At 55.1% G+C, this 17,745-nt stretch carries 16 protein-coding genes; 7 read left to right on the top strand and 9 right to left on the bottom strand.

Going from position 1 to position 17,745, the window contains the following annotated elements; genetic code table 11:
• The first annotated feature begins 21 nt into the window (after positions 1–21).
• Positions 22–1,590, top strand: a complete 1,569-nt coding sequence (locus TURPA_RS14985) for a bifunctional ADP-dependent NAD(P)H-hydrate dehydratase/NAD(P)H-hydrate epimerase (protein WP_014804148.1) — start codon at positions 22–24, stop codon at positions 1,588–1,590.
• A gap of 7 nt (positions 1,591–1,597) precedes the next feature.
• On the opposite strand, the gene TURPA_RS14980 is transcribed toward TURPA_RS14985, so the two are convergent.
• From TURPA_RS14980 to TURPA_RS14955, 6 genes are all read right to left on the bottom strand, one after another.
• Positions 1,598–2,863 carry an AAA family ATPase gene (locus TURPA_RS14980; RefSeq protein ID WP_014804147.1) on the bottom strand — a complete coding sequence of 422 codons (1,266 nt, stop codon included), beginning with the start codon at positions 2,861–2,863 and terminating at the stop codon, positions 1,598–1,600.
• A 41-nt stretch (positions 2,864–2,904) separates the two neighbouring features.
• Positions 2,905–5,223 (bottom strand): EAL domain-containing protein, encoded by a 2,319-nt coding sequence (locus TURPA_RS22105; protein ID WP_157210515.1) that lies wholly within the window; start codon positions 5,221–5,223, stop codon positions 2,905–2,907.
• Positions 5,224–5,330: 107 nt separating this feature from the next.
• Positions 5,331–6,497, bottom strand: coding sequence for a DNA recombination protein RmuC (locus tag TURPA_RS14970; RefSeq protein ID WP_014804145.1), 1,167 nt, complete (start codon positions 6,495–6,497; stop codon positions 5,331–5,333).
• 73 nt (positions 6,498–6,570) lie between these two features.
• Complete coding sequence (locus tag TURPA_RS14965) at positions 6,571–7,941, bottom strand: NAD(P)/FAD-dependent oxidoreductase (protein ID WP_014804144.1); 1,371 nt, start codon at positions 7,939–7,941, stop codon at positions 6,571–6,573.
• Between the two features lie 27 nt (positions 7,942–7,968).
• Entirely contained in the window at positions 7,969–8,574 is a 606-nt protein-coding gene (locus tag TURPA_RS14960; RefSeq protein ID WP_014804143.1) for an aminotransferase class IV, read from the bottom strand.
• Complete coding sequence (locus TURPA_RS14955) at positions 8,571–9,332, bottom strand: aminodeoxychorismate synthase component I (protein WP_169314425.1); 762 nt, start codon at positions 9,330–9,332, stop codon at positions 8,571–8,573. Before TURPA_RS14955 ends, TURPA_RS14960 begins: the two co-directional genes overlap by 4 nt.
• 380 nt (positions 9,333–9,712) lie before the next feature.
• On the opposite strand from TURPA_RS14955, the gene TURPA_RS14950 reads away from it, so the two are divergent.
• The 6 genes from TURPA_RS14950 to TURPA_RS14925 all read left to right on the top strand — a co-directional run bounded on the left by TURPA_RS14950 (position 9,713) and on the right by TURPA_RS14925 (position 16,352).
• The gene (locus TURPA_RS14950; protein ID WP_014804141.1) at positions 9,713–10,537 is read left to right on the top strand and encodes a FecR family protein; all 825 of its coding nucleotides are present in this window, start codon (positions 9,713–9,715) and stop codon (positions 10,535–10,537) included.
• Positions 10,538–10,854: 317 nt separating this feature from the next.
• Complete coding sequence (locus TURPA_RS14945) at positions 10,855–11,841, top strand: polysaccharide deacetylase family protein (protein ID WP_014804140.1); 987 nt, start codon at positions 10,855–10,857, stop codon at positions 11,839–11,841.
• A gap of 85 nt (positions 11,842–11,926) precedes the next feature.
• The gene (locus tag TURPA_RS14940; RefSeq protein ID WP_014804139.1) at positions 11,927–14,068 is read left to right on the top strand and encodes a tetratricopeptide repeat protein; all 2,142 of its coding nucleotides are present in this window, start codon (positions 11,927–11,929) and stop codon (positions 14,066–14,068) included.
• Positions 14,065–14,973, top strand: a complete 909-nt coding sequence (locus TURPA_RS14935) for a hypothetical protein (protein ID WP_014804138.1) — start codon at positions 14,065–14,067, stop codon at positions 14,971–14,973. Before TURPA_RS14940 ends, TURPA_RS14935 begins: the two co-directional genes overlap by 4 nt.
• Before the next feature lie 76 nt (positions 14,974–15,049).
• Positions 15,050–15,754 (top strand): hypothetical protein, encoded by a 705-nt coding sequence (locus tag TURPA_RS14930; RefSeq protein WP_157210514.1) that lies wholly within the window; start codon positions 15,050–15,052, stop codon positions 15,752–15,754.
• 4 nt (positions 15,755–15,758) lie between these two features.
• Positions 15,759–16,352: a uracil-DNA glycosylase gene (locus tag TURPA_RS14925; RefSeq protein ID WP_014804136.1), complete on the top strand. Its 594-nt coding sequence runs from the start codon at positions 15,759–15,761 to the stop codon at positions 16,350–16,352.
• A 101-nt stretch (positions 16,353–16,453) separates the two neighbouring features.
• Here TURPA_RS14925 and TURPA_RS14920 read toward each other — a convergent pair whose 3' ends face one another.
• Genes TURPA_RS14920 through TURPA_RS14910 form a run of 3 tightly spaced genes read right to left on the bottom strand, consistent with a single transcriptional unit; the run spans position 16,454 to position 17,700 of the window.
• Positions 16,454–16,912 (bottom strand): SRPBCC family protein, encoded by a 459-nt coding sequence (locus TURPA_RS14920; protein WP_014804135.1) that lies wholly within the window; start codon positions 16,910–16,912, stop codon positions 16,454–16,456.
• Positions 16,909–17,433, bottom strand: coding sequence for a gamma carbonic anhydrase family protein (locus TURPA_RS14915; protein WP_014804134.1), 525 nt, complete (start codon positions 17,431–17,433; stop codon positions 16,909–16,911). Before TURPA_RS14915 ends, TURPA_RS14920 begins: the two co-directional genes overlap by 4 nt.
• Positions 17,434–17,484: 51 nt before the next feature.
• Positions 17,485–17,700, bottom strand: a complete 216-nt coding sequence (locus TURPA_RS14910) for a (2Fe-2S)-binding protein (protein WP_014804133.1) — start codon at positions 17,698–17,700, stop codon at positions 17,485–17,487.
• Positions 17,701–17,745 lie beyond the last annotated feature (45 nt).

Here is a 17,745-nt window from a genome sequence, read left to right as displayed (position 1 = left end):
CCCTCTGCGAGTCGGGCAGCTATGCCTGCAATTTTGGACAACCTGCCCGATTTCGGCAGCCTGCTGCTGAGTCGCGAACAAATGCGCGCCTACGATGCGCTGGCGATGGCAAGCTGCAAAATACCCGGTACAATTCTCATGGAGAACGCAGGCCGCGGTGCCGCCGAGAAGATCGGGCGGCTGCTCGCGAAAACCGCAGAAAAACCGAGGGTTGTAATACTCTGCGGCACGGGAAATAACGGCGGCGACGGCTTCGTCGTCGCGAGGCAGCTCGTGGCTGAGCGACGCCTCGCGGCGACGGTCACCCTGTTTGTGCACGGCGCCCCGACAGATATCAAGGGGGATGCAAAAATCAATCTCGATATTCTGCTCGCGCTCGGCCAGCGCGTGCTTTTCAGTGATGATTTTTCGCTGCCCGATTTCGCTGCAGAATTGGGCAAGGCAACAATCGCCGTCGACGCGCTCTTCGGCACTGGCCTTAGCCGCGCGCTCACCGCTGAAGCGCAACGTCTCGTCGGCGAATTCAATCGCTTTGCCGGCCCACGCGTGTCGCTCGACCTGCCGAGCGGCCTTGATGCCGACACGGGTCAGGTTCTGGGGCTTGCGGTGCGGGCGACGCACACCGTGACGTTCGCGCATGCAAAACCGGGCATGCTCACACCCGCGGGCAGCGAACACTGCGGTGAAATCACTGTCGTGCACACCGGCCATGATGACACTGATATTCTGCGCCAGACCGGCCCGGCCGCCCGCGTGCTCACGGCGACAGGCGTTGCTGCATGGTTATCGCCCCGAATCAAGGGTACGTTTAAACACCGGTCGGGTGATGCAATCGTTTTTGCCGGCTCGCCCGGTAAAACCGGCGCAGCACACCTCGCAGCTCTTGCGGCGCTGCGCGCGGGTGCAGGCCTCGTCACGATTGCCACAGCGTCCGAGGCAGTGCCTGCGATTGCGCAAAGCGCAGATGAGATCATGCTGCTAAGTTTACCAGACAGCGCTTCAGCAACGGATCTTGAAGCTCTAATCCAGAAACGCAGCAGCGTCGCTCTCGGGCCGGGTTTTGGCTTGAGCGCCGAGGCCAAGCTGCTCTCTGAACGGCTATGGCAAGAATGCGCCACGGTGCTGACCGTCGACGCCGATGGTCTGACGAACATTGCCGGTGCTGCCGCGGCAATACATCCACGCATTCTGACTCCGCATTCGGGCGAAATGGCCCGGCTGCTCGGTATCACTCCAGCAGAGGTGGAGCGCGACCGATATGCTGCCGTGCGCGTTGCAGCAAAACGCTATCACGCAGTCGTTGTGCTGAAAGGTGCACATTCGCTGATTGGGGCACCCGACGGCGAAACATTCGTATCACCCTGGGCAAACCCGGCGCTCGCAACCGCGGGTTCGGGTGATGTTCTCACCGGAATCATCTGCGCGCTGGCGGCAGATCTGGAACCTTTCGCAGCGGCAAGCGCAGGCGTCTACCTGCACGGGCTCGCGGCGCATCTGTGGTGTGAAGAAAATCATGCCGACCGTGGTATGGTCGCGTCTGACATTATCGCCCGGCTGCCTGCCGCCAGCGGATTGCTGGTTTCCCGTTAGGGAAGCATCAATCTGCCGGTCTACCCAACCTGTATTCGGCGAGCGTGCGCACGTAATATTCGAGCGTCGGGGCCGCGACGGCCGTCGTTGACTTTTCGATCTGCTCGCGCGCGAGCTGGCGTTCGGCCCTGAGGCACACATCGCGAATCGCGCGCACTGAAAGCCCCGACAGCTGCTGCGCCAGTTTCTCATTATCGCCAGCCGACAGCTGTTTTGCATAGAACCTGATCAGCTCTTGAATGTCTTCTTGTTGCGGTTCGTTAAATTCGAGAATTGTGTCGAAGCGAGACAGCAGCGCGCTGTCAAGGTCTTGCGGTCGGTTCGTCGCCCCGACGGTAATGATATTATTCTGCGTCTCAAGACCGTCAATTTTTCGAAGTAATACCGACAGCAGCCGGCGCGATGCCTCAAAGAGCTTTTCGTTGCGCGACGGAGCCAGCGCGTCGATTTCGTCGAGAAAAAGTATCAGCGGTTCGCGTGTCGTCGTGGCAGCATCAAATATAACTGCGAGGCGCTTCGTCGATTCGCCATAATAGGCCGAAAGAATGTTTTCGAGCGGCACGTGAACGACAACCAGACCTGCTTCTTTACCAACGTGACGCGCCATCGTGGTTTTGCCGGTACCCGGAGGCCCTGTAAAGAGCACCGCCCGGGGGCGGTTCAAAGAGAATTCGCTACGCGTCTCGCGCGCGATCTTGTCATAGACCTCTGGGTTTTTGAGCGGCAGAATCACCGTCTCTCGCAGCTTTGCGGTGAGGCGCGAAAAGGCGGCAATACCGCCAATCTTGTCTTGCGGCCGGTAAATGTGGCAGCCCATTTCTGCTAATTGCGAAAGCACGTCTTTGCCTGAAACCCGGCCCAGCGCGCGCCGCAAAAGCGCACTCATGAGAGAAAGCTCTGCGTGAACGAGCGCCCCCTTCTTCGTAATTTCCAGTGTCTTTTCCCCGTAAAGGCCCGAAATGCGAATCTTGATTTTTTCGAGCAGGCCTTCGGTTGCGAACAGGTTGTCGTTCAGAGCCTGTATCGACAAAAAAGATTTTTCGAATGTGTGAATACGCCAGTTCTCTAGGTGGCGCTTCGCGATGGCTATCGTGTCGATCAAAAGTGAATCAGAAACTTCTTCAACCTCACAGCGCAGGTTAAAATCACTGCGCTCGAATGTGAGCTGCAGTTTTTGGCTGTCGACACCGATTTCGGCGGCAGTACGGTCGAGCTCCGCCCTGATTTCACTGAGCTGCAAAGGGACGCCGGCTGTCTCGCGGGGTGTTGCCATTTCGGTGGCATGGTTGCGCTGTGCGTTGCGGCGACAATCGTCTAACTGTTGGCTGTCGCCGCGAGCGGGGCAGCGAGAAACTGCCGTTCAAATTCTGCGACACTGATTGGCGGGCTGAAAAGGTAACCCTGATAGAGTGTGCAGCCGTGCTCGCGCAAGTAGGCGCGCTGTGCTTCGGTTTCAACGCCTTCTGCCATGACTTCGAGTTTGAGATTATTCGCCATGCCGATGATCGTTTTCACGAGCACCGCATCGTTGGGGTCGGTCAGAATATCTCTGACGAAAGACTGGTCGATTTTCATCTGGCTGAGCGGTAATTGTTTGAGATAATAAAGCGATGACTGGCCTGTGCCAAAATCGTCGAGCGAGAGATGAATACCCATGCTGCGCAGCTCTTGCATGCGCGCCGCAGATTCAGCGACATTTTCGAGTGCGAGCGATTCGGTGAGTTCGAGCTTCAGGCGCTCGCCGCTCACACCGTGGCGAGAGAGCGCCTTGCCTACTTCAGTGGCAAAATCGGCTCGGTGAAATTGCCGCGCGCTGACGTTAACCGCGAGCGTCAGGCTGCGGGTGTCGGCTGATTTTTCCCACCGGGCGAGCACGGCGCAGGCTTGATCGATTACCCAGGCACCGATTTCGACGATAAGGCCGGTACGCTCTGCCGAAGGTATAAACTCGAGCGGCGACACGAGGCCCTTTTCGGGGTGCTGCCAGCGCAGCAGCACCTCTGCGCCGACGAGCTTCGCTGCATCATCGAGCTGTGGCTGAAGGTAGATGACGAACTGAGAATGCGACAGCGCCTGTTTCAGGTCGTCTTCGAGTTTGAGCCGCTCTGCCAGCAGCTGCTGCATCTGCGGATCAAAAAATCTGAACGCGTTTCGGCCGTCGGCTTTCGCCTGGTACATCGCCATATCGGCGCGCCGCAGCAGCTCGTCGACGGTGAGTTCGTGCCCCTTGAACATGGTGACACCGATGCTGCACGTATTTTCGTAATCGCTCATTTGCCGGTATGAAAGTGCTACCGGCAGGCTGAGCGCATGCAATATGCGCCGTGTGATTTCGCTGACTTCTTCTGCGGCTTTTTCTTCTTCTTCAGAGAGTTCGCCGAGTATAATGATGAACTCGTCGCCACCCAGGCGCGCTACCGTATCGCCTTCGCGAATACAAAGCTTTAACCGACGCGACTGTTGCACCAGCAGCTGGTCGCCCGCTTCGTGGCCTTTCGTGTCGTTCAGATTCTTAAAGTGATCGAGGTCTATAAAGAGCAGCGCCCCACGCAGCCCGGTGCGACCGCTGAGTGCGAGCGCCTGCTCAAGCCGGTCGAGCAGCAGCCGGCGATTCGGCAGAGAAGTGAGAGGATCGTAAAAAGCGAGGTTTTCAATTTGCTCTTCAGCGTGGCGGCGCTCTGTCACATCGTGCACCGCGCCGAGCAGCAAGGTCACATTACCGGTTTCGCTGTCGCGCACAGGCCGCACATGATCGCGCACCCAAAGAATCTTACCCGAAGCCGATTGTATACGATATTCAGTTATCGTCTCTTTGCCTTCGAGTAGCGTGGGCATATGCCGCTGCAGGCGTTCGCGGTCTTCGGGATGTACGATCTGCATCCAACCGCCGAGTTTGCCGATGTCGCTCGGCGCGTACCCGGTTATGCGCTCAAACGAACCGGCAAAGATTTGCGGCACCATATTGGGCTGCCTGAGATCAACCTGATAAACGTAGTCGGATGCAAGTTCAGTAAAAAGGGTCAGCAGGCGCTCTTTGCTTTCGAGATCGCTTTTCTGATTGCGGGCCGTAATCAGCAGAATTCGCGTATGCCGCAAACTCTGCTCCATTTTCGACCTGACAAAAGATATCACCACCGCAATCAGAGTGCTGACAGATACGAAACCAATGGTTGCACTGATAAAATTCGTGAATATTGTCGTGCCCCCAGGCAGATTCACCAGCTGTTGGGGTAATCTATCGGCTGCGGTGTAGCCCATCAGCGCCAGCACAATCGCGCTTAAAAGTATCGCTGCCAAAGCAGTGCGAATGCGGTAATATGCCGCGGCCAGTGACACGCCGGCCGTCAGAACGAGCAGCGCCCCGCCGCGTGGCTCGGCGAGGCCCCACGAAACCTGCAGACCGATAATCATCATGCCGATGATCAGCGTTGCGGCAATCGGCCTGTAGCTGGCGCGCGCCACGATGAGAATCGCCAGCACCACGATAAAGGTCGCGAGAAAAATATTCAGAAAATCAGCGACAAACCCCTGGCGGGCAAAGCGAAACAGCCAACTTGCTGAACCACCTACAATGCTAATGAGCGCCAGGCGGCGCGCAAGAGTGAGTTCCCATTCGAAAATTTTACCCGTCATATTCGCCGCGAAGAAGCCGTGCTTAACAGCCCCGCACATTCTGAAAAGCTTTTAAGATTGGTTCTTGGGTGGCGCGTGGATGCTGAGCCGCATGTATACCCCGTCCGCTATTCTTCGTCTTCGGCCGTGAGCGCGAGGCGCTTCTTGGCTTTCGCGCCGAGTTCGCGCAGCTTTTCACTTTGCGTCACCAGATTACCGGGCCCGGTATTGAGCTTCTTCATCGCGTCTTCATACGTTTTGCGGGTGGTATCCATCTGTGCGCCGAGGCGGGTAATGTCTTCGACAAAGCCGACGAATTTATCGTAGAGTTTGCCGCCTTCAAGCGCAATCTTCAGAGCGTTCTTGTTTTGGTTATCTTGCTGCCACATCTGCGCGACGAGCCGCAGCGTGACGAGCAAGGTACCTGGCGTGAGAATCACGACGTTCTTTCTGAACGCATAGTCATAGAGCTGCTCGTCGGCGTTCAGCGCCTCGAGAAACGCGCCTTCGATCGGCACGAACATGAACACGAGATCGATGCTGTTCACTCCGGCGAGAGAGCTGTAGTCTTTTTTACCGAGGTCGTCGACGTGCTTCTTGAGCCGCGCAAGGTGCTCTTTACGCAGCGCCGCACGCGCCTCTTCGTTCGCCGCGCCGAACATTTGCTCGTAGTGCACGAGCGACACCTTCGAATCGATAATCATGTCTTTTTGATCGGGCAAGCGCACGACCACGTCGGGTCTGAAATCTCCCTGTTCGCCCTTGAGCGAAACCTGCGTTTCATAGTGCGTGCCTCTGATGAGACCAGCGACTTCGAGCAGGCGCTCGAGCACCATCTCACCCCAGTTGCCGCGCGACTTGGCATCGCCCTTCAGAGCGTCTGCGAGCCGCCGCGCCTCTTCACCGACGTTTTTGTTCAGATCGGTGAGCGAACGAATCTGCTCTTTGAGCGCAGCACTGTCACGCCCCTGCGCGGTCGCGGTTTGTTCGAGGCGATTCTGAAATTCACCCAGCTTTGACTGCAACGGTTGCAGCAGAGTGTCTAACTGCTTCTGCGCGTCAGCGTGCACCTGGCGCGACCCCGAAACGAGTACGTCGTTCGCGATATTCTTGAATTCGGTCTGGATTTTTTCTGCCAGAGCCGCCTGCGCCGCTTCAGTCTTCGCAAGTGATTCTTTAAGCAGCCGGTTTTCGGTCGCTGCGGCGATGCCCGCATTTTTGCCCGCGAGACGACCAATGACTATACCGAGCATCAACCCGATGGCAAGTGCAGTAAAGATAAACAGGTATACCATGGCTGTCACCCTGTCGCAGGCTTTCAGCCTGTTAAGCAGGTTATGTTTTTCACAAGCCTGGCAGGTCGCTGATTCAGTAACCGGCCAGGTTCTTCGCGTGCTGAACCCAACCCGCAAACTTTTTCTGATCATGTACCTCGGGAAAGTTCAGGTAGTGCATATAGACGAGCGGCATATGCGCCAGCGAGCGCACCAGATTCGCCGCAAACAGCGGGTCGCGCAGACCAGTTGCGAGAATACTGAGCCCACTCGTGAGCGAAGGCTCGGGCATCACCTGTTTGATGCCTGCCAGCATCATCGCCTCATTCATGAGGCCGTAGCGAAACATTTTCGCGATGTCGTCGGATTTCAGATTCTGCGAGAAGCGGCGAAACAGATTGTAAGTCGCGAGCATCGCCCCGAGATTCTTTTGAAAAGAAGCGGTATACCCCCACAGCACCGATTCATCGCCCGGGTCGGCGGCGTCGGTGACAGCGTTCGCGAGAAGCCTGGCCGCCTGAAGCGCAGGCATCACGCCGCTGCCATGCACTGAAAATACCTGGTTCGCTGCATTGCCGAGAACGGCGACACCGGGCGCCGTCAGCCGGTGCAAAGGGTGCCTCAGCGGTATGGTACCACCCCCACTGTGAATCTTGTCGCCGACCCACGGATTTTCGCCGCAGAACTTTTTGACCATCTGCGTACCCGTGAGAAACCGCGCGTCTTTGATCGCCCCTGCCAGTAGCCCAACCTCTGATAGGTCGCGCGAAACCTGAACGCTCAGCGTTGAATAACCACCCTGCGTGCCGAGAATGCTGACAAGCGTGCCCGGCTGCACCCCATGCCTTTTCAGAAACTCTGCTGCTTGCGCGCGGTCACTGATTCGCGAATTCTGCTGCAGAGCCGTGCACACATCTGCATCATTCAGCGAACCTGAGGATTGATTGAGTGAAGCAACTTGCCCCCGTAACAGGCCTGTAATTCCCGTTGCATCGACGAAAAGTTTTGCACTGAGCGAAAACCTGTCGGCAGAATCACCACCGGTTAGCCGCGAGAACCGCACGGTCTGCGGTCGCTCATCGCGAAAATCAAAGCCCTCGACACGAGTCTGGTCAAAACCGATGACACCGGCAGCAAAGGCTGACCGGTGCAACCGATCGACAAACGGGCGCATGCGAATGTTCGTAAACCCACTCGCGGCGACATCGAGCCTTTCGCCGAAATCAGCCGAGAAGAAGGTAACAGGAAAATCTCTGATTTCGACCTCATCACCTGCAGGCTCGGCCAGTCCGATTTTTTGAAAAGTATCAAGATGCAGACCGTTTACCCACGACGGCCCGGCCTTCGCAAATTCACGCTGCTCAACAAGCGCCACCTTAAAACCGGCCTCGGCCAGAAAAAGCGCACTCGCAGCCCCCGCGGGGCCTGCGCCCAGAACTACGATATCAAATTTATGAGTTTCCATCTGTAGAGACGCCCGTGAAGGGCGTCTCTACAAAGAAATGTCATTGGCCTCTTTTAAGAAGTTCATACAATTTATTAACTTCACCTTTAGGTATCTCCCCTGCTCTACGTCGCGCGCGGATATCTTTGCGGTAAATATATCGCCAGTTGCCAGCGCTGCCGATCGGGCGACACCTTCGAGAAGCGGCCGGGCGGGTGTCAGCCAGCGAACGCCGTCGAACAGGCACACGTTTGCATAGATCGCGTCGGTAATAAGACCGTTTTGTACGATGAGCGGTTCAACACCTGGCGCAACCTGCGACCTCAACATCTCTAGTGCGCTGCGGTCAGAATACTTAAAGCGGTAGTCGAGCTGCGGCGATTCAACCAAGGCTACCGAGGTAATATTGCGCTGCGCGTAGGGCTCAGCCGAAATGCTTTCTAGTTCGATGCCGTAGACAATGCGCATTTTGACAAGCCCCTGCGCAGCTTTCACAGGCGCTTTCGCAAGCCACGCGGCAATTTCGTTTTTGAGGTCGATGCGCGGCAACAGGCCAAAGTGCGCGAGCCTTGTCAGATCAAAGCGGCGCTGGTGAAGTTCGATCAAAGACACCTCGCCGTTAGAGATCCTCAATGATTCGATGAACTTTTTCATAGTGGAACGTATACCTTACTCAAGATCTCTGCATATTCGGCTTCGGGGTCGCTGTAGATCGTGACACCGGCCCCGCTGCGAAACCTGACCTGCGGCTGAGAAAGATCGAGATAGCGAATTAAGACCGCGCTCTGCAGGTTTTCGCCGTCGAACAACACGGCGACTCCCGTGAAAAAACCGCGCGACTCGGTTTCGCTCTGGCGAATGAGCTGCAGCGTCTCTTGTTTGGGCGCGCCCGAGATTGACCCTGCGGGCAGCAGCATCGGCAACCACTCGCCGAGATGATCGCGCCAGTCAGGCGGCAGGCGACCGCTGATGCGCGTGCTCGTCTGGAAAAGCGGCCCGGACTCGCGCTCGATGCGGCTCACGAAACGGTAGTCTTCAATTTTGACGCCTGTGGCGACGCGGCCGAGGTCGTTGCGCAGCAGGTCGACGACGGTTGCGTGTTCGGCCTGCTCTTTCGCATCGGCGAGCAGAGCGGCTGCGTCGGGGCCGGTACCCTTCATCGGGTTGGTGAATATGGTGTCGCCGCTGACGCTCACGAAGGCCTCGGGCGAAAAGCTGATAAACTCGCTCTCAAGCCAGACAGTGAAGGGTGCGGCCGAACGTTCAAACAGCCTCTCGGGTGGCAGGTTGAGCCGCACTCCAGTCTGTGAACAATAGTTTACCAAGTATGAACGCCCGGCCTGCATTTCTGCCTGTAGCGCGTGAATGGCGCTGACCACCTGGTGCCTGTTCGGTGGTGTGAGAATCTCCAAAGCGTACCGGCTATGGAATTCCGCAGCTGAGGTTTGGGGGGAGCTATGATTTTCCATAGCTAAACCCGGGGTTGGGCTGTCTGGCCGCCTTGTACTGGCATGAATATCTTGCTTCGCACTAAATCCTGCAAAATGCATCGCACAATGGCCAAGCTGCAATGCCGAACCAGCACTTTTACCGGATAAAGCAGCTTTTTGCGGTATCGTGGTCGCCGCAAGGCGGCCATCGAATGCAAACAGGGCAAAAAACGGCTGTCTTTCGCTACCCCACTTGCTTAACAAAGAAGAATCCGGTAAAAAATTGAATTTTTTTATGGACACTTCGGGTCGAAGGTGTAAGATACCGTTGAGACGTAAAGAATCTGGTAGGAGGATATATAATGCGAAATCTCATTCTTTCGACCGCAGTGGTTGCCCTGGTGGCAGTCGGTTGCGGCGATAAAAAAGACCAAACGAGCCTTGACTCTGCAAAATTTACCTATGTAAAAGGTGATGTTTTGGTGAGCGGCAAGCCTGCAACTCTCGGCCAAACCGTGAGCAAAGACGCTACTATTGAAGTGAAAAACAATTCAATGGCAGTTCTGCAGTTTTCAAGCTCAGCTTCAATTACCCTGAAGGCTAACTCAGTGCTGTCAATTGCCAACCTCAGCAAAAACGAAAGCGGCAAGCCTGTGATCGAACTGTCACAGTCTAGCGGTGCATCGTTCAGCAAGATTGCAAAAGGCCAATCTGAGTTTTCAATCAAGACACCAACCGCTGTCGCGGGTGTGCGTGGTACATCGTTTGAGCTGACTGTCGGCAACGGCAAGACAACCCAAATCAAACTGCTCGAAGGTAAAGTTGCCGTTATCAAGGCGACCGAAGGCCAGACAGCTGAAGCGATTAAAGAAGAACTGGCAAAAGCGGACACTGTTGAGATCGCTCCTGTTAGCGGTAAAGTGGTAGTACCTGAATCAGTTGAAAAATATGCAACTGGCGCAGCAACTTCAGCTTCACTGACTGACGCAGCGAAACCAGAAGTGAAAAAACTGACACTCGCCGATATCAAGGCTAAATATGGCCGTATCGCGAAAATTCAGACCAAAAATGGTAAAGAGTACGTAGGTTACTTCAACCAGCAAGGTGCTGAAATGACTATCCAAACTGTTGATGGTCAGGTTCGCGTGCCAGTCGCGAACGTTCAGAAAGTTACGCCCATGAATTGACCTGGTTGGCAGCCTCAAGCTGCCAACTTAGGGGTCTGCGGCCAAGGGGCCGCAGACGCGCAACTTCCAAACCCGCTCTCCCGAGCGGGTTTTTTTATGCGATTGGGGCCAGCGCACCGAGCGCCAAATTGTTTAAAGTGGTGCATTGCGAACTGGCATCATTCAGGAAAAGCGGGCTATGCCCGTTCATAGAGCGATTCTTGCGCCAAGAATCGCGGAACTTTTCCTGAATGATGCCGGTTCGAAGCTCGGTGCGCTGGCCCGCTGGCATAGTCTATTGCGAATTTCACCTTGTCTCAAGTCATAATTCTGGCCGCATGAAATCAGTCCCCTTTTCTGTTTCGCTCATTTTCATGAGCGGCTTTTACCTCTTCTGCAACGCAGAGGCGCCGATCGCCGATGCGAGCAAAACCAGCGCACCGGCAGGCACCCTACCCCCCAACGAGCTCGGCAAAATACCCATTCTGACCTACCATAAGATCGCCGATGAAAACACCGAGTATACCCGCAGCCGTGAAAGCTACGCGAACGACCTGGTGTTATTAAAGAAGCACGGCTTCTACCCTGTCTCGCTGTCAGAGCTCCGCACCGGAAAAATCACGACCCCTAAGGGTAAAATACCCGTGTTGATCACTTACGATGATTCGTCAGAGACGCACTTTAAGTATGAGGCGGATGGTTCGCTCTCACCTGGCTGCGCGGTAGAGATCATGGAACGCTTTCAAAAAAAGAACAGCGATTTTCCGCTGCGCGGTGTGTTTTTTGTTCTACCAAAAGCGGCATACCCGAATAATTTTTTCGGCCAGACTGAACTCATCGGCAAAAAGATGAAATACCTCACCGACAGGGGTTTTGAAATCGGTTCGCACACGCTGTGGCATGCGAACCTCAGAAAGTATCGCCATAAAATTGAAGAGCAGCTGGCGCTCGGCACATATGAGATTCAGAAGTATGTGAAAAATTATCCCGTATACGCGTTTGCACTGCCATACGGTATATTTCCGCCAAAAGAAGACGAACCGCGGCTGCGTTCAGGCACGTACAAAGGCCGTCATTATAAGCATGAGATGATCTTTGATTATTCCAACGGGCTCAGCCATTCGGTTTACGACGCCAAATTTGACACCTACCACATTCGCCGGCTGCATGGCAATGAGAAGACTCTGGCTAAGCTTTTCAGGCAGGCAACGACGCAGAAGCATATCTTTTTTGTGAGCGACGGCGACCCGAACACGGTGACAGTGAAAAAAAGCGACGCCGAACGCGTTCGCCTGAAACCCGGCCAGAAGCTGGCGACATACTGATGTGAACAGGCGCGGGTGCGCACCCTCTCACTATTAAGATAAAAGGCTTGCCGCTAAGTATGCGTACGTAACCAAACCCGGACGCATGCTCCGACACGTTTCTTTGATTGCCCTGCTGTTTTTCGCGGCAGCCGGCGGCACCTTCGCCCTCGATGAAAAAGCCGAAAGGGAGGCGAGCCTCAAGCTTAACCAGGCGTTTGCTGCGTTTTTCGCTGAAAAACCCGTTGCTGCGGCAAAGGCGTTTGAAGAGTACATTAAGCTCAAGGGCGAAAGCGAGGTCGCTCTGCGCTATCTCGCGCGCATTGCACTCGGCAGCGGCGATATGACGAGTGCGACCCTCTACCTCGAACGCGGGGTTAAGGCCGACCCCAATGGCGTCTATTCGCTGCAATTATTGTCAGAAATTTACCTGAAGCAGAACAAGCTCGATGACGCGGCGCGCGTCTTGAACATGATTCTCAAGAACGACCCGCTGAACGAACGCGCACTGCAGGTCATGGCTTACATCTACCAGCAGAAGAATGACACCCGCCAGGCTGCGACTTACCACAAACGCCTCATTATCGCCGTACAGAAAGGCACGGGTAACAGCGACCTGCTGCAACAGTCGCTCTATTTTCTGGGCAACTACTATTATCAGCAGGACAACTTTGCCAAGTCACTGCACTATTTCAAACGCCTGAACGAGCTAGACCCTGAAAACGCACGTTACCTGCTGATCATCGGTGAGCTGCAGAAGATTACGGGTCAATTTCGTGTTTCGGCCGAAACACACGAAGAACTGGTGAAACGCCAGCCCGACTTTGCGCAGGCACATGAGTCATTGGCCGAAACCTATTTTATACTCGATGACGCGCGCGCGCTCGGTCACCTGAAATCGTTTCGTAAGCTGCGTAAGAATGAGAAACCCGGTATTCTCGAGGGCATCGAGCAGCAGCTAAGCGGCAAAGACGACGAGGCGCTGAAAGCATACGACGGCATTCTGGGTGCCAACCAAAACAGGCTGAGCGCAAGGCTCGGCCGGTTTCGTATCTACAAGAAGCGCAACCTGCACACCGAAGCCCGCAACGAAGCCTTTGCGATTGTGGTGATTGCCCAAAGACTGAGCGCGTTTGAGCTGGCGCGCGAATACGCGCATGTCACGCTGGAATACCTGAACCGGCAGGCCGAAGAGCTGAAGTTTCGCGAAAAATTTTCGCAATCTGAAAGCCAACTAGCTGCAGGTGCCGACCTGGACGGCGCGGTCGAGCAGCTGGCGATCGACTTCGTCGAACTCTATATTACCCATGCATCGACGCTCGAAAGTACAGGCGAGCGCAGCGTTGCGGTCACCTACCACGAACTTGCTGCCCGCACCATTGTGCAGCTGCGCGCATGGTACCACGCGATGTCAGCCAACCCGGCGATAAAGGCAAACGCCAATCGTTTGTCGCAGGTCGAAAAACGCCAGCGTGAAGCAAAGAACCAGCTCTACCAGACGCGGGTGAATCAGGCCTGGACTCTCGTCAACATCAAGAACGCGCTGCCCGACGCCGAACGCGCAGCCGAGACTGCGGTGCAGATAGAGGCAGAATACGCGACCGCATGGTTCGTGAAGGGCATCATTCGTAACCACCTCGCCGAAAAGAACCCGCAGGAATACAAAGCCGCTGCTGCCTATTTCAACAAGGCGATCGAAATCACCGAGCTAAAGGGTAAGAAGAAAGTCGCGCCGGCGAACTATTACTTTTACTCGGGCATGGCGCTTGAAAAAATGAATGATTTTCCCGCAGCAGAAGCTCGGCTGAAGAAAACCATCGAACTCGACCCGTACAACCCGACCTATCTGAATTATCTGGGCTACATCTATTCGCTGCGCAATTTGAATCTTGACGACGCAAACCAGCTGGTATTGCGCGCGCTCGAAGACGACCCTGAGAACGAGGCATACCTCGATACCTTCGGCTGGATTCAGTTCAAACTCGGCAACTACCGTGAAGCGCTCGAGCAACTCACCGTCGCCGCATCATTTGCACAAAAAAAGAATTTTGTCGACCCGGTGATTTTCTTTCACCTTGCCGAAGTACACGCTAAACTGAATAATCGCATTACCGCAATCGAGTATTACAACAAAACCCTGACGGATATCAAAAAGGCCTCAGAGCCGCTCGATACCGCCTACATTAACGCACAAATCAAGAAACTGGAAAATGAAAACAAACAAACAAAAAAAGAGGATCAGAAATGAAATACAAAAACTTCAGTGAGTTCAAAGAAGCGTACAAGAAACGTGCGCTAAGCCCCGAGTTTCGCCAGGCAGGGCTTGAAACGATGGAAAAAATACACAACGAAATTCTTGATAAGCCAATCTCTGAATGGCTCGATATTGCCGCCGATATTTCACCCGATCGCAACGGAGAAAGCGAATGGCGCCATGCACTCGAAGCGATCGTGCGCGACATTCGCCCCAAGTCGCAGAGCATCATTGTCAAAAATGGCCGCACCGGCAGGGATATTCTGGAGCAGGCAACGATCGACCAGTGGAAAGATGTTGTGCAGCGCCCGATCGATTTTCCGCCAGAGACGGTGCGCGAGATCATGAGCCAAAAGGCCGTAAAAGAGCTCTTTCTGAATGTGGTACACGATTCGATTACCGGCTTTACGAAGAGCATTAAGCTGCCCCTCGTCGGTGACCTGAACAAAGTCGTCGACGACAAGATGATCAAGGGCTTTCTGATGCCTTTCATGGACTCGATTACCAAGATCGCGACCGACTTCGTGAACAACAAGTCAAACCAGCCAATGATGAGCGAATTTGCCGGCAAACTACTCGACATCGCCCTCGACCAGAAGCCCACAATTCTCGACGTGCTTATGGACGCAGAACGCGAAGAAGAAATCTGGCAGGCCATTCACACGACTGCGAGCGACAAAACCTTTCGCAAACTCGCTCACGAGCACACGCTCGATGTGATCAAAGCGATGAAGAAAGACGCGGGCACAAAGAGCCTCAGAGAGTGGCTCAAAGAACGCAATCGCGCGATTCCGTTCAGCGCGCCCACAGACAAAGAACTCGGCCATATGCAGAAAGTTCTGGCAGAATCTGAAGCATGCGCTGAGTTCATGTTTCGTGAGCTGTCGTTTCACAGCTAAGGCTGAGGTGAATATCACCCCCCTGAATTTCCTGCGGGGCTTAATGCACCCGGCAGGCATCTTCATATGCGGGTTGATGCTGGCCTGCGGTACCACTGCGCCGCAGGTAACGACCGCCGGCGCCGTGGCTGAAAGCCTCGGCAGCAAAGAGGCCGAAGCCTTTCGCCGCGAAATCAGCCAGAATTACCCCCCTTACAAATCGCTCAGGGTGAGCTTTACGCTGAAGGGTAAAGTCGACAATCAGGAGCTCTATTATGAAGGGCAGCTGACGGCCACGGCGACAGCTCTCACGTTGCGGCTCACAGACGCGGTATTTCTCTCTCCCCTGCTGACGCTCGAGATCGCAGAAACTTCGGTATCGCTCAAAGACCACGCGCGCAATAAAAAAGAAACTATCGCGCGCAAAGATTACCAATGGGTTGAGCTTTTCGGCCGGTCGTTTCCCGTGAGTTTCTTTGAACCGCTGATGCGCGGTTTCGTGCCTGCCGATGCGACGGCGCCAAAAAGCAGTTACCTCGCCACCCCCGGCGGAGACACGCAGGTGCGCTCGGTGAACGACAGCTATGAGGCAGCGCTGTACTTTAACGAAAATAAACTGCGCAAAATTTTCTACCGTGACAAGCTGCGGGGTGAAATTCTGGTGTTTCAGCTCGGCACCTTTTTCAAAAATCGCGCCTACCCTCAGAATCTGCGGATAGAACACTCCCGCACCAACGATCATCTGGCACTGCAATTCAAGAATCTGCAGGTCACAGGCGAGCCGACAAAACCGAAAAAATAGCCCGATGTCTTTGGATATCCTCAAGGCCAAGGCGCTCACCTGCACGCTGTGCAATCTCGCGACGACGCGAACTCAGGTCGTCTTCGGCGAAGGCAATGAGAACGCGCGCCTCATGTTCATCGGCGAGGGCCCCGGCAAAGACGAAGACGCGTCGGGCAGGCCTTTCGTCGGCCGCGCAGGGCAGCTGCTCACGCGCATCATCGAAAACGGACTTAAACTCAGGCGCGAAGATGTTTACATTGCAAACGTTGTCAAGTGCCGCCCGACGGTTGACGGGCTGGGCAAAAAAGACCGGGCTCCCGAGGCGGATGAAGTTGCCTCATGTTCGCCGTTTCTGATCAGGCAGATTGAACTGGTTCAGCCCAAAGTTATCGTGACGCTCGGAAATCCTGCTACGCGATTCTTGCTCAAAACCGGCGAAGGTATCACAAGGCTGCGCGGCAAGTGGCACGATTACAATGGCATTGCTGTCATGCCGACCTACCATCCGAGTTTTTTGCTCAGAAACGGCGGCGACTCGGGCAACACGCCTTACAAGCGCGATGTCTGGAACGACATGAAATTAGTCATTGATAGACTGGGACTAAAGAGCATTTAAAAACTTGTACAAGGTCATTCCCGCGGAAGCGGGAATCTCTTGTCATGAATGCAGATGCCCGCGCCTGCGCTGAGCCGGTCGAAGTGTTCGCGGGCATGACTTTAAGAGAAAATTCTCTCAACAGCTTCGTAGCGAAAGGCAAATATTTCTTCTAATTTTCGCTCGACGACGAGCTTGTTGACCAGACTTTGCAGTGGCACGGGCGGTAGCGCATAGTCGACTCGGTCAGTCATAAGAGTATATTTCTTTTCTTTACGAAAGAAATGCTTGTGCGACCAAATGCGGTATGGGCCGATACGCTGCTCGTCGGCAAACATCACCTCGTGTTCGACGTGGGTTATTTCAGTCACCCATGTCACCGGAATTCTCAGCAGCGGTGAGACTTTATATTCAATAAAGAGACCCGCATAGATTTCTTGTGGCAGGTCGCGGGTCAGCACCCGAAAGCCCAGCTCTTTCGGAGTAATGTGCTGAAGGTTATTCGGATTTGAAAAGTATCTCCACGTTTGGCTGAGCGGCGCGCGCACGATCTGCTCGCGGTAAAGGCTGTAGATTTTCATTTCACCTCTTTGGCTGCTGTGCGGTGCAGTTCAGCGTTCGTGACGTAACCGCGCCAGGTGCGCTCGATCATTGCACGCTCTTCTTCTCTCAGTTCGCGAACAAGTTTCGCCGGCGAGCCAAGAGCGAGCCAGCCGCTCCTGACGATAAAACCCGGCGGCACGAGCGCGCCTGCCGCGACAAAACCGAGCGGTTCAACGACAACCCCGTCGAGCAGCGTCGCTCCCATACCGACGAAGCTGTCGTCTTGCAGCGTGCAGCCATGCAGCAACACCCGGTGACCGATCGTCACGCGGTTGCCGATGGTGGTTGCAAACTTGCCGCCCGTAACGTGCACGACGCTCGCGTCTTGAATGTTCGTGTCGCTGCCGATACGTATCGAATGCACGTCGCCCCGCACCACGCAGCCATACCAAATTGAGCTGCGCTCACCGATTTCGACATCACCCAGAACCACTGCGCCCGGCGCGACATACGCCGAGGCAGCAATTTTCGGAGCAACTTCTTTAAATGAGAGAATCATGCCACCGCCAGAGAAGGCGGCTCAGAAAGTGGGACAAGGCGAAAACCGGTTTCAGACAGACGGAGCAAGCTCGCCACTGTAGGCCGGGGCAACACCGGCCGCGCCCCCGTAATGGCGTGAAATTTCATCTTGCACGGCATCACGGCAGCTGCCACACCCCATCGCCACGCCCAGTTCGGCCTGCACGTCGCTCAGAGTGCGGGCGCCACAGGCGAGCGCCTGCTTGACCTTGCGGTCATTGATATTCGCGCATGAGCAAATGATCATGAGCTAATGAGAATAGTTCTCACTTGCCGTCAAGCCTTTTCGCCT

Origin of the sequence: Turneriella parva DSM 21527 (assembly GCF_000266885.1) — a bacterium.
GTDB lineage: Bacteria > Spirochaetota > Leptospiria > Turneriellales > Turneriellaceae > Turneriella > Turneriella parva.
Note: the sequence above shows the minus strand (reverse complement) of the source record. Positions and strands in the feature narration are given on the sequence as shown.

Excerpts from the sequence above, each read along its gene's own strand:
- TURPA_RS14985 (WP_014804148.1), top strand. The coding sequence starts at position 22 with ATGCCTGCAATTTTGGACAACCTGCCCGATTTCGGCAGCCTGCTGCTG.
- TURPA_RS14980 (WP_014804147.1), bottom strand. The coding sequence starts at position 2,863 with ATGGCAACACCCCGCGAGACAGCCGGCGTCCCTTTGCAGCTCAGTGAA.
- TURPA_RS22105 (WP_157210515.1), bottom strand. The coding sequence starts at position 5,223 with ATGACGGGTAAAATTTTCGAATGGGAACTCACTCTTGCGCGCCGCCTG.
- TURPA_RS14970 (WP_014804145.1), bottom strand. The coding sequence starts at position 6,497 with ATGGTATACCTGTTTATCTTTACTGCACTTGCCATCGGGTTGATGCTC.
- TURPA_RS14965 (WP_014804144.1), bottom strand. The coding sequence starts at position 7,941 with ATGGAAACTCATAAATTTGATATCGTAGTTCTGGGCGCAGGCCCCGCG.
- TURPA_RS14960 (WP_014804143.1), bottom strand. The coding sequence starts at position 8,574 with ATGAAAAAGTTCATCGAATCATTGAGGATCTCTAACGGCGAGGTGTCT.
- TURPA_RS14950 (WP_014804141.1), top strand. The coding sequence starts at position 9,713 with ATGCGAAATCTCATTCTTTCGACCGCAGTGGTTGCCCTGGTGGCAGTC.
- TURPA_RS14945 (WP_014804140.1), top strand. The coding sequence starts at position 10,855 with ATGAAATCAGTCCCCTTTTCTGTTTCGCTCATTTTCATGAGCGGCTTT.
- TURPA_RS14940 (WP_014804139.1), top strand. The coding sequence starts at position 11,927 with ATGCTCCGACACGTTTCTTTGATTGCCCTGCTGTTTTTCGCGGCAGCC.
- TURPA_RS14935 (WP_014804138.1), top strand. The coding sequence starts at position 14,065 with ATGAAATACAAAAACTTCAGTGAGTTCAAAGAAGCGTACAAGAAACGT.
- TURPA_RS14930 (WP_157210514.1), top strand. The coding sequence starts at position 15,050 with ATGCTGGCCTGCGGTACCACTGCGCCGCAGGTAACGACCGCCGGCGCC.
- TURPA_RS14925 (WP_014804136.1), top strand. The coding sequence starts at position 15,759 with ATGTCTTTGGATATCCTCAAGGCCAAGGCGCTCACCTGCACGCTGTGC.
- TURPA_RS14920 (WP_014804135.1), bottom strand. The coding sequence starts at position 16,912 with ATGAAAATCTACAGCCTTTACCGCGAGCAGATCGTGCGCGCGCCGCTC.
- TURPA_RS14915 (WP_014804134.1), bottom strand. The coding sequence starts at position 17,433 with ATGATTCTCTCATTTAAAGAAGTTGCTCCGAAAATTGCTGCCTCGGCG.
- TURPA_RS14910 (WP_014804133.1), bottom strand. The coding sequence starts at position 17,700 with ATGATCATTTGCTCATGCGCGAATATCAATGACCGCAAGGTCAAGCAG.